The sequence below is a fragment of the Sphingobacterium allocomposti genome (assembly GCF_008124885.1).
Taxonomy (GTDB): domain Bacteria; phylum Bacteroidota; class Bacteroidia; order Sphingobacteriales; family Sphingobacteriaceae; genus Sphingobacterium; species Sphingobacterium allocomposti.
The window spans coordinates 14,996-26,983 of the sequence record NZ_VNHX01000025.1 but is presented as its reverse complement, the minus strand read 5'-3'; the positions used below and the strand labels follow the sequence as shown (position 1 = coordinate 26,983).

Below are 11,988 nucleotides of genomic sequence, written 5' to 3'. Positions count from 1 at the left end.
ATATAGCTGTGGAGACGCAAGATCTTGCGTCTCAATACTCATATCTCACTTCTCAATACCAAACAGCTTCTCCAATAAGCTTTTCCGCGTAGCCTCCTCGATTTCCATCTCCTTCATAATCGCTTCCTGTTCGGGATCTATTTCTCTGAAGGCTGTATCTACGATCCCTTTAGGACGCGGCGGACGAAGATTGGACTGCAGCGTAACGTCGTAAAACCCATAGGCCGAGGGGACGGCCTCGTCCTGTAATTGTCCCCGCTTCGTCATGATGTAACCATAGGTATTGAAATGTCGTTGTACCCACGGTTTCAGGTGTCCGGTATAATCGAACGATCCCAGGGCAGTTTTAGGCCGGGGAATAATACTTGACAGGTACAAGCTTTCGCCGATCGTCAGGTCGGCCGGCTTCTTTCCAAAATAATAAGACGCGGCCTCCGTGATCCCATAAACATTTTTTCCCCATTCGATAATATTCAGGTACACCTCGAACATACGGTCTTTGCTTACCTCCCTCGACGCCTCCATCAGCCACACCAGCAAGATTTCCTCCAGTTTGCGCATCATGGTCTTGTTACGGTTTAGGAAGAGATTTTTCACCAGCTGCATCGATATCGTACTTGCTCCCCGCTTAAATGCGCGCTCCTTAATATTCGTCGCAATAGACAGCTTGAATGCCTCTTCCTCGAAACCACGGTGTTCATAAAAGTAAGGATCCTCGGTATTCAGCACCGTCTTCTTTAGTATGGGGGCAATCTGATTTAACGGTGTAAAGCTGGGATTAGATGGCCCTACTACAATCGTCCGCATCAAAGTTGTATCTTCATATGCGTGGTACGTAAATGCAGTGTTCATCTGCGGAATGTCGGCCTTTCCCCATTTCTTTATTTTCAACCTGCTGTCGTCCATTCTCGAGCGGAAGGTCAATTCGTCGGGCTTCGCAAAATTAACGGAAAAATCCAGATCATACGCGATATCTCCTTCCACCTCTATTCCTTCGACCGTTTCAAACAGCCCTCGGGGAATGGCGTCGAAAAGTTTCTGCGCCGCGAAGAAGCCGGTATGAACAGATAACTTGACCTGCCTTTCCGGCTTAGGGACAAACTGGACATGTGGTTTAAACACAAATTCCTTCACGCGGATCTGGCTTGTGGGATCTACCTCCATAGCAAGTCTACCGATATTGATCTGCCCTTGTCCCACGGCCTCGGGAAGCAGAATCTCGTCCTCCGACAAGCGCTGATGACGGACGCGCAGGTTCTCAAAAGCCCATTCGCCGGCCAACGTCAAGGAGTCTTTCGTTACCCTCTTCACCTTTTCGAGTTCGAACATCACCTTATCGAAACTCGCGCGCAAGCCGAATTTCCGCTCCAATAGGGGCAACTCGACATTTTCCTGCTCTGACGACACCTCAACGCGCAATTGCTGCCTGTCGGGGTTGACATGTCCCGCCAGGTTCCATTGTGCATCATGATCGTTTAAGAATAAACTAGTCTCAAAGTCTCCACCGTCAATCACGGCTTTCGGTAGACGGATACGCTGGTACACACTGTCATCCCGATAGGAAAGCTCGAAGTCCTCCAGCTCCATATCCCGCGGGATTTTAAAGAAAACCTGCTTCATGACCCCGTCAATCAATGCTGCGTAATTACGTTCGATATTATCGTCCGTTGCTGTTTTCTCTTGCGCTCTTTTTTTAAAGAGGAAATCGTAGTTACTTAAAGAGTCGCGCTTAATCAATGTAACTTCCGAATTTTTCAGGACGAGGTTTCCTATTTTTACATCTCCGAAAAGCAGCGGCCAGAGGCGGACCGACACCGCCATTTTTTCGATCCGGGCGAGCGTATCACGATCTCTCGGAAGCACCTCGATATCCTGAAAGGTAACCGTCGCCAGCCCCGTAAACCCGACGTCGCGGACCTTAAAATCTATGTTGTACCGGTCCAGAAGTACAGCTTCGGCCCTTTTCATGGCTTTGTTAAGGACTTTTCCACGTACGGACAGCCCCACGCCTACGCCAATCAGCACGAGTAAAATAATACCCCCTACCGTAACTAACGCGATCTTTCGTTGCTTCCTGCTCAGGGAAGGTAATTTCTGCAAAATGTTCATACCGCCGGATTTCGATTTAAAAATAGGACATTTTTTTTAAATCAGACAACCCTCCCTCTTCTCTTGTTCTTCACCGCCCCGTCTGTATATCGTACGGCCTTGCAGACTTTCGTTGGGAGGCACCTGCGCAGTGGCCAGCGAACCGCCTTAAGACGGCGCCTCCCGTTTTAGAAAGATTCAATTTTTTAAGGATTCAGCAGTTCATAAACCCTCACGTAATCCACCTGGAAGTATGCCGGGAAGGCATCGTCGTCTATGCCCTGTTGCCCGCCCCAGTTGCCTCCTACTGCCAGATTCAGGAGCCAATGAAACCGCTTATCAAACGGCCAGGCCTTATATCCCTTCCCTTCGTTCTGGAAGTCGAATAATTGCACATCATCTACAAATCCACGGATATAGGTTGGTGTCCAATCCACGCGGAAGGTATGAAATTCCGTCGAGGCATTCTGAATTTTTCTGAATGCTGTTTTCTGGGTTCCTATGGCGTGGTTATAGCTCTCCGTATGCACGCTGATATGCACCACATCCTGATCATACCCTACGTGTTCGAGAATATCAATTTCGCCGGACGCAGGCCATCCGCCGTATGCCCAGTCGGTAGGCAACATCCATACAGCAGGCCATGTCCCCCGTCCGGTTGGAACTTTCGCTTTAACTTCAAACCGGCCGTAGAGAAAATCACCTTTCCCCTTGCTTATCAAGCGTGTGGACGTATACCCGCTGCCTTCGTAAGCTTCTTTGCGGGCCGTGATGGTCAACACACCGTCAGCGACGTGCACATTCGCAGGGCGGGCTTCGGTATAGTGCTGTAGTTCGTTATTTCCCCAACCGCTTCCACCAGTATCGTAACCCCACCTGCTGGGGTCAGGAAGCCCCTCGTAGTCAAATTCGTCGGCCCAGGAGGGCGTTTTCGAGAACTCATATTCTTTAGGAGCGATAGGTTCTGGTATTATAATATTGTTTACATATGGCTTCTCTGAGCAGGACAGCAAAAGCACGACCGGTACTAACCACAAGTTCATATCTGTTTCATTTTAATTTACACGAATAGGCATCTCGGCTAATTTTCAAAAGACCGTAAAGTAAAGGTCCACCAACCATCTCCACCGATGTTGACACCAATTTTCAAAAGGTCGTACCCTTGTCCGTTCACATTTTTCTGCATATCCAGAACATCGTACAATATATAGTCCGTTGCTGGACCTGTATCTGTTTCGCCACCGTTGTGTGCTTTCTTTACACCAATATGTGCGCCTTTGCCTATTAAGCGAAGCTGTCCCAACCTTTTTACACCTGTACCTTCGACGACTCCAAATTGAAACGTTCCGGAATTCCAGAGCATCTGGTCTCCCTTAAGATTATCCGCGGGTTCGCAACCTGCGGTTTTGTTTCCCAGGTAGCCGTCGGCAAAGAAATCACCTTTATTGTCATAAGCAAAGGTGCCTTCAGCATTAAAATAAAAAGTAAATTCGTCATTAAATTCGCAAGATCTCGTCACGACGTCCGCCGTACCGCTGCTCCACCAGTCGCCATTATCTGGTCCCGGCCCCACCTTAAATGCGCCCGCCTCCGGATTCAATCGCCACGTTTTCTGCGTACAGCTTGCCAAAAAACCCAACAATTTATCATCGCTGCATGCCTCGGGGTCGTCTGCCGACACCGACACCGTTTTGGTAACACTTGCCATTCCGCCTTGTCCAGTCACATCTAATTTAACGTCATAGGAGCCTTCAAAAATTAAATTCACCTCAACGACATCCCCTTCCAGTTTCTGCCCGCTGCTTAATACAGTCCACCGCGCGATAGTAGGCTGGTTGCTTCTGTTTGTTAGTCTTATGCGGCCCGGCCCTATCTCCTCCGCGTCAAAATCGGGCTTCGGTAATTCACGCAGTGACAGGCTCTCGCCCTCAATCTGACAGGATTGCACGAAGAGTAACAGGAGCAAAGTTCCCCACATCTTCACTTTCGTTAATACTTTATAATTGATTATCATAATTCCACTTTTTATTTTGTTCCACCGTATTCTTTATTTTGTTCCAAGAGGGTATTATCCAATTCCAATAACGGAATAGGCAACACTTCGTGTTTACCCGCAACGAAGCCTCTGTCTCCAAGTGCTGTCGGGGCATCTCCCCAACGTACAAGATCAAACCAGCGATGTCCTTCTCCGGCCAATTCCAGTCGACGCTCGCGCTTGATGTTTTCGATGGTGGCCGATACAGGATCCAGTCCTACCCGACGCCTCACGGCGTTTAACAGAGCGCCGGCACGCGTGGCGTCTCCCCCACCTCTTACTAATGCTTCGGCTTCCAGCAAGTAGGTGTCTGCCAAACGGATTTCGTAGATATTTTGAGGAAAATTGAGTTCGTATGTTCCCGCGCCGCTCCAACGATTAGATTCCCTACCAGCATATTTTTTTAGGAAATATCCCGTATCCATGTAGCCCGGCGTGTAGGAAGCTTTTCCTTCCGCTACCAGCTGGTTCATATCAATAATTGTATGGGGATATCGCGGGTCATTCCGCATTACATCTGCCAAATTTTGTGTTATCGGTAAAAAACCCCAACCCGCTACATAATCGGGCGCTCCGGCACCCTGTCCGTAGCTACGGGGGCCAATCATGATATTCAGTATATTTCCTTCCGTACACTGAATACATCCCCAATCGCCAACAGACGTATTCGTAAACGAAATTTCCAGGATAGATTCGGCATTGAATTTATTCTCCACCTGGAAGATATCTCCATAATTTTCCAATAACCGGTAACCGTAAGGACTACTTTGACCAGGTGTTCCGTTCACATCGGCGAAGTGTGCTGCAGCTTGCGTAAATTTTTCCTGCTGCAGATATACTTTTCCTAAAATGGCCTTAGCCGTGCCTTGGGAAAACCTCCCTGCTTCATTTAAGCGCGAAACGGTTAACGGCAGATCAGGTATTGCCTCGTTCAGGTCTTTTTCTATCAATGCATATACATCGGCAGGATCAGCCTGCGTTACCTGGTATATCTCGTCTCCTGCTAAGGGCGCTTCGATCAATGGGACATTGCGGAAATAGCGGATGAGATCGAAATAAAAATAAGCTCTCAATGCTTTCGATTCAGCCGTAAATCGCGCTTTTTCCTGTTCGCTCATCGGGATATCTGGTAATTTTTGCAATAATACATTGGCACGCATAATGCCCATGTAATTTCGTTGCCAAAGATCTTCTTGCGGGCCCACCGCTGGCGTCAGCGAATAATTTGACCAAGCCTGCAGATGTGGAAGATCCGAAGAACCGCCGCCCCCTGCATAGTGGTCGTCCGACGCAGCAGAAGTAGCGAGTATTTTTGTCGTATAATTTGCAGCTTGATATCCCACCACATCGTAAATGGCAACCAGGCCATTGTAGGCTTCCTGCCCGTTCTTATAATAATTTTCCTCCAAATCGGTCCCTCTAGGCTTAAGCTCCAAAAAGCTGTCTGAACAGGATTGCAGCCCCAAAATCAGGATGCCGGTTAATAGGACAGATGATTTAATATATCGTTTCATTTGTGATCTTTTTTAAAATGCAACATTAAGTCCAACCATGAATGATCTAGCCTGCGGATAAACGCCGCGGTCTATACTCATGACACCTCCACCAATCTCCGGATCAAAACCGGAATAACGCGTAAACGTAAGAAGGTTTTCGGCCATAACGTATATCCGCGCTTTCTGCAAACTGATCCGCCTCGTCCAGCCGTTTGGCAAGGTATATCCCAGCTGTACGGTCTTGAAGCGGAAATAGCTTCCATCCTCTAAATAGAAATCGGATGGGTTCGTGAAATTGTTATTATCATCGGCATCCGTTAAACGTGGGAAAGTATAGGAAGACCCTTCGCCTGTCCACCTACCCAACGCCTGCTTAGCATAGTTAGCATTGTTTACATCCAATCGACGTAAACCTTGAAAAATTTTGTTTCCGGCAACACCTTGTCCGAAAATGACTGCGTCTAAATTCTTCCAGGCTAGGTTTAAGGTAAAACCGAACGACCAGTTTGGTGTAGGATCTCCGATAAACGTGCGGTCATTTTCGTTAATGACGCCGTCTCCATTCAGATCTGCCCATTTGAAATCTCCGAGGCGGGCATTTGGCTGGATAACCCGGCCGTCAGTATGGGTATAGGCGTTTATCTCGGCCTCATTCTGGAAGATACCCATGGTCTGAAATCCATAAAAGGAATTGAAAGCATGTCCCACGCTGGTCCGCGTAATCTCATAGCTGGATGCCTGAAACCGCTCCCCATTTATAAAGCTGACTCCTGCCCCAATATCCGTTACCTTGTTTTTTAAATAGGAAACATTTCCGTTCAGCGAGAATTGAACCTCCCCTATTTTATCGTTATACCCCAATTCCAGTTCTACCCCGGTGTTTTCCATATCCGCTACATTAGCGGCAGGATTCCCAACAGCGCCCACATAAAATGGAATACGGGGATTCTGTAGAATACCAGTTGTTACCTTCTTGTACCAGTCGAAAGTCACATTAAACTTTCTCAGGAGCGTCGCCTCCAATCCGATGTTGGTCTGGCTTGTTTGTTCCCAGCGCAAATCCGGATTGGAAGGCGCATTCGGACTATACCCTATCGTGGGCATATCGCCTGTACCGATCGTATAATTTCTTCCGCCTCCGATGGTCGAGAGGTAGGCAAAATCACCGATATTATCGATACCGACCACACCATAACCTCCCCGGATCTTAAGCATATTGATGTAGGGATTATCAGCGAGAAAGTCTTCCCTGCTTACAACCCACCCCAAAGAAAAGGAAGGAAACACCCCATATTTATTATTGGATCCGAAGCGGGAAGATCCATCGCGACGCACCAACCCCTCTGCTAGGTATTTCTCTTGATAGTTATAATTGACACGGGCAAATAAAGATGACACCGTATGTCCAACGTTTTCGTATCCCGTCGCTTCCCTTTGATCGGACGGCAAATTGTAGTTGAGGGACGCATCTTCATAATTATTGACTGGTAGACCGAAATAGGTTACATTAAGACCTCTAGCCCGATTGTCATAATACGCTCCCTGTCCTAGCAATATCGTGAAATTATGTTCTTCGATACTACGGGTATAGGAAATTGTGTTTTCCAGATTCCAGTCGAAACCTCTATGGTTTGCACGGGCATAACTATTTTCGTCTCTTTTGACCAAGCTGTTCAGATAATGTACCGGCGTAAAGTTTTCGTCCCCCCAAAACGAAAGTTTCGAGCCCAATGTAGACCGTATTTTCAAGCCTTCCATCAGTTTAATCTCGCCATATACGTTTCCGACTATATTATCAGACCATCCGTGGTTTCCCAACCGGGTTTGCATATACGCCAACGGATTCGTCATTTCCTGCAATACAAGGGTAGATATTCCATATGGATTACCAAAAGCATCCCTTGGCACCGCTTCTGTAAGATATGGTCTATCCGGATCGTTTAAGACATCCGGATCGGTTTCGATAACCGGCGTGATAGGATCGAGGTTGATGGCTGACGAAAGAGGCCCACCATATTCACTGTTGGTATTGCCAATACCCTGACTCCGTTCGTGCGAATAGCCTAAGTTTTGCCCCAAGGTCAACCATTTGGCAATCTTATGTTCGGAGTTGAGTCGAATATTTACGCGCTTGTAATTCGATATTTCCGAAGCTACGATACCCTCTTGTGAAAGATAGCCAAAGGAGCTGTAGAACGTCGACACGTCATTTCCACCACTTACACTTACTTCGTGGTTTTGCCGAAACGCATTCCTGTTAAAGATTTCTTCTTGCCAATCCGTTCCCTCCCCCAAAGATCGTGGATCACTGAAGAGGATAGAGCCACCTGCTGCCACCGCCGATTCATTGCGTAGTGTAGCATATTCCGCAGCATTCAATAAACTTAGCTTCCGTGCCGGAGCGGACGTTCCTATAAAGGTATTATAATTAATTCTAGGCGTACCTGTAGCACCTTTCTTTGTCGTAACCAAGATAACACCGGCTGCTGCCCGTGCCCCGTAAATTGCTTGAGAGGATGCGTCTTTGAGCACTTCAATCGACTCGATATCCGATTGATTAAGGTAGCTTATCCCCCCCGCATCTACGACTACACCGTCAACTACCCACAACGGATTATTATTACCGAAGGTCGTAATACCCCGGACACGGATTGTAGCAGCCGACCCCGGTTGTCCGGAGTTTGCTGCAATCGTCAGACCGGAAGTACGTCCTTGCAGCGACTGTTCAATACGCGTGACAGGCATCGTTTCCAGATCGCTCGCCTTTACGCTACTGATGGCTCCCGTGACGACGCTTTTCTTCTGCGTTCCGTATCCTACCACAACTACTTCCTCTAATTCGTCCTGGTTCTCCTGCATCTGCACATCATAGGTCCCGCCGGCCGTCACGCTCACCTCGGCAGTACGCATACCCAGCTGCGTAAATACCAGGGTTGTCCGTCCCTCGGGCACAGTCAGTTCGTACCGCCCCGACGCATCCGTACTTGTTGCTACGGAACTTCCGCGCACAGATACAGTGACACCCGCCAAGGGCTCACCTGTAACGGTGGACGTAACCCGTCCACGCACCTGTATGGATTGTGCGGCAACAGCCACAACAGAAAAGCACATACAGAGCAACATGAATGCATGTAAAATTCTAATTCTCATAAGCTGAAATCATTTAACATGGTTTATAAAATCTTTGGTCATTGTTAACCCGATAGTCTGGGAAACATCTGTCAAAATTAGGCTTATGACGGATCACACCTACTTTTTGTAAGACTACAATCACCTCTACAGAGAACACGAAGAGGTCCCAATTTAAGCCAAAAAGCCCCTACAAAAACGCTACAGCCTCGTTATAAACAACTGAAAATAAGGATAATAAAAGTTTCGGCAGAAACCTGTTAACCATCAGCCTTCGTATATTGCATCAAGTAGTCGTAAAGATTGACCTCGGAATCGATTTTAAGCTTTTTACGCAGGCGGTATCGGCTTACTTCCACAGCTTTGACCGTGACGTGCATCAATTGAGCGATCTCTTTGGAGAGGAGGTTCATCTTCAGCAGCGCACATAGTTTTAACTCGTTCGCCGTCAGATCGGGGTGGTGCTGTTTAAGCCGTTGGAAGAAATTCTCGTTGGCGTGATGGATATGCGCGTTAAATTTGTTCCAGTCTTCGTTGGCTTTTTCTGCGGATCGGATCAGGCGGATCAGTTGCCTGAAATTCTGCTGCGCTTCTTTATCTTCCAGGCGCTGCATCGTGTGCGTAACGTTATCCTTAATTTTGTTCAGCACTTCTCCACGCTGTATAATATTCATGGTCAGGTTTGCCAGTTCCCTGTCTTTAAAGCCTAGTTCGGCTTCCAGTTTTTCATTACGTAGCTTGATCACCTCTTTTTCCTTCTTTTCTATTTCCAGCTGTCTGAGGCGAAGTTCGCCCTGATGTCTTTCTCTCAGTTTTTTACGCTGCATATTGAGCAGCCACCACATCAGGGCCACAACCAAAAGCGCATACGCAATGTAGCTTAACGGGTGGGCATACCAAGGCGGTGCTATGTGGAACGAAAATGCATATACGTCTGATTCGTTCCCCATGCCATTGCGCGATTTTACTTTAAAGACGTAATCGCCGGCCGGCAGATTCGTGTATTCCTTCTCACTTCGATTACTCCAAGTCGACCAGCGCGTCTCCAGTCCCTCCAGCACGTAGCTAAACTCCACCTGCTCCTGCTGCTCATACATGGGCGAACTAAAGCTAAACTGTAATGAGTTAGCGGCATAACCGAGCCTAGGATAGATGTCATTACCGCTTTTATATCCCCCGAAAATTAATTGCTCTTTCTTGTCGCCGTCAAAGGCCTTTACCGAATGAAGCAGTACCTTAGGCTTAACAGCCCGCTGCTGATAAGCGTTATAATTAAGAAGGATTCCCCCCTTTTGCCCACTGATAAACACGTTTTCCAAATCGTGCACGTAGACCGACTCGAAACCTCCTAATATTTCGCCGTTCAGCTCCGGAAAGTAAAATGCCGTAAACGGCCGGTCGCCGGCCGGCCGCGAAAAATCCAGCACACCTAGTCTTTTGTTGCTTGCAAACCACACGTTTCCCATTTTGTCTTCCGTCATGTACTGAACAGGAATATGAAGAGAGCGATATCGTTCTGACGGCTCAAACGTATCATTCGCGGCATTGTAAACGAAGATACCTTGTGGAGTTGAGACCAAAACCTCATTGCGTATAAAGAAGACATACGTATGCAGCATCGACGGCAGCCCGCCTCCCGTATCGTATCGCTTCTGATCTGTAATCTTTTTAAAGTCGGACGATAAAGATAGCTTAAAAACGCCCCGATATGGATGAGAGACCCAAGCAACATTTTCACGGTCGTCATAGCAAACAAATCTAAGGGTTTCGTACGAGCCGGCTATCTGTCCGTTGTCAACAAAGTGCTCACCATCGAATAGAAGATGTCGTAAACCAAGATAGGAGCCGACGATGATATTTCGGGATGGGAAGACACGCGAAGTGGAGCGGTATGTCCAGATTCCTGTGGCGGTATGGAGCGGATGTAAGCCGCCGTCTCTTACCTCGAAGCTGCCGTCCTCATGCCCCACGAGCAGCCTTCCATTTATGTCGTGAATAGACCATACTTGTCCGTCACTCCGTCGCACTTTCTCAAACCGTGCTTCCGACATGCCGATATTATCCGGTACATCCCTCCTATACGCTGTGACATATAAACCATTGGAGGTACCGACATAAAGTCGGCCATCAAAAACCCGTAGCGTATAGGTACCGCTTTTGGTGTCGTTGTCTGGATAAATATAGGTTATCGCGCTACGGGTAGCTATATAATCTATCCCGTCGTCCAACGCAAGCCACAGGTTGCCGTTCCTATCTTTAAAGATGTCGCGGACATTGTTTGTCTGCAGGCCTTCACCATAGCGGTACCGCTGTATGACCCTTCCTTCTTTATTCATAATCAGCATTCCGCCGGGATACATCCCCACTGCAAACAACCCCTGCCCCAAGGCATGAACGCTCGAGATACGGTTTGTGGCCCACTGTCCGTCTACCGACGTAGCCTTAGGATGAAGACCATCGTTATCCAATAAGAAAAGGCCATCTTTTATCGTTGCTATCAATAGGGTATCCTTGCTGTAGGTAGTCATTCCCATAATCACGGCGCCGTGTGGGAGCGATGCACGTGAGCCCAACGACTTCCAGACACCGCCTTCGTACCGCATCATGCCCTTCTCCATATCCTGAGCGTACAGCATACCGCTAGCGGAAGCCATATACTGCCAGCTGCTGTGAGGCTTATCTACAACAATCTGATCTTGATAGTAATGGAAGATGTGCTTGTTTCCCTGAAAAAAAATGTGGTTACCAAGTCGCTCGATATGCCATATATCGGCAAACTGCCGCTCGCGCTGCGGTATTTTGCCAATGAGTGAATGATACGTTAATGAACCTTTTTCATCCGCCTCGAAATAGCCCATTTCGTCCTGCCCGCCCACATAAATCCGCCCGTTTTGATCCGCACATACCGATCGCACGATCGTGGCATTCGGTAACGGATAGACACGCCAATAACGTCCGTCGAAGGATAATAATCCTTCATTATTGCCGAAGTACATAATCCCATTCTCGTCCTGCGTCACGTCCCAATTCTGTACTCCGCTGCCATACACTTTGCTTGCATAGTTTATGATCTTCGGTACGCCTATTGTCCGCTGGGCGACGCCAGTTTGACCGAGCGGTAGCCAAAACAATAAAAGGATATAGATGTATTTGCTCATTTTTATTTAGGTAATATCTTCACCGGTCATTTAATGGTATAATTTGCCGCCACTTCTATGCACGGAAATTGAAGCTGACCGA

The 11,988-nt window shown here is 47.8% G+C and carries 6 protein-coding genes; all 6 read right to left on the bottom strand.

All coding sequences use genetic code 11. The features are described from left to right. Positions 1 to 45 precede the first annotated feature (45 nt). The 6 genes from BC792_RS15460 to BC792_RS15435 all read right to left on the bottom strand — a co-directional run bounded on the left by BC792_RS15460 (position 46) and on the right by BC792_RS15435 (position 11,906). Positions 46 to 2,109 (bottom strand): transglycosylase domain-containing protein, encoded by a 2,064-nt coding sequence (locus tag BC792_RS15460; RefSeq protein ID WP_246155139.1) that lies wholly within the window; start codon positions 2,107 to 2,109, stop codon positions 46 to 48. Positions 2,110 to 2,294: 185 nt separating this feature from the next. Then, positions 2,295 to 3,131 carry a glycoside hydrolase family 16 protein gene (locus BC792_RS15455; RefSeq protein WP_148909920.1) on the bottom strand — a complete coding sequence of 279 codons (837 nt, stop codon included), beginning with the start codon at positions 3,129 to 3,131 and terminating at the stop codon, positions 2,295 to 2,297. Positions 3,132 to 3,169: 38 nt separating this feature from the next. Next, positions 3,170 to 4,102, bottom strand: a complete 933-nt coding sequence (locus tag BC792_RS15450; RefSeq protein ID WP_148909919.1) for a hypothetical protein — start codon at positions 4,100 to 4,102, stop codon at positions 3,170 to 3,172. Between the two features lie 11 nt (positions 4,103 to 4,113). Beyond that, on the bottom strand, positions 4,114 to 5,637 hold the full coding sequence (locus tag BC792_RS15445) for a RagB/SusD family nutrient uptake outer membrane protein (protein WP_148909918.1): 1,524 nt from the start codon (positions 5,635 to 5,637) through the stop codon (positions 4,114 to 4,116). A 12-nt stretch (positions 5,638 to 5,649) separates the two neighbouring features. Then, the gene (locus tag BC792_RS15440) at positions 5,650 to 8,769 is read right to left on the bottom strand and encodes a SusC/RagA family TonB-linked outer membrane protein (RefSeq protein WP_148909917.1); all 3,120 of its coding nucleotides are present in this window, start codon (positions 8,767 to 8,769) and stop codon (positions 5,650 to 5,652) included. Positions 8,770 to 9,008: 239 nt separating this feature from the next. Further along, the gene (locus tag BC792_RS15435) at positions 9,009 to 11,906 is read right to left on the bottom strand and encodes a ligand-binding sensor domain-containing protein (protein WP_148909916.1); all 2,898 of its coding nucleotides are present in this window, start codon (positions 11,904 to 11,906) and stop codon (positions 9,009 to 9,011) included. Between the last annotated feature and the right edge of the window lie 82 nt (positions 11,907 to 11,988).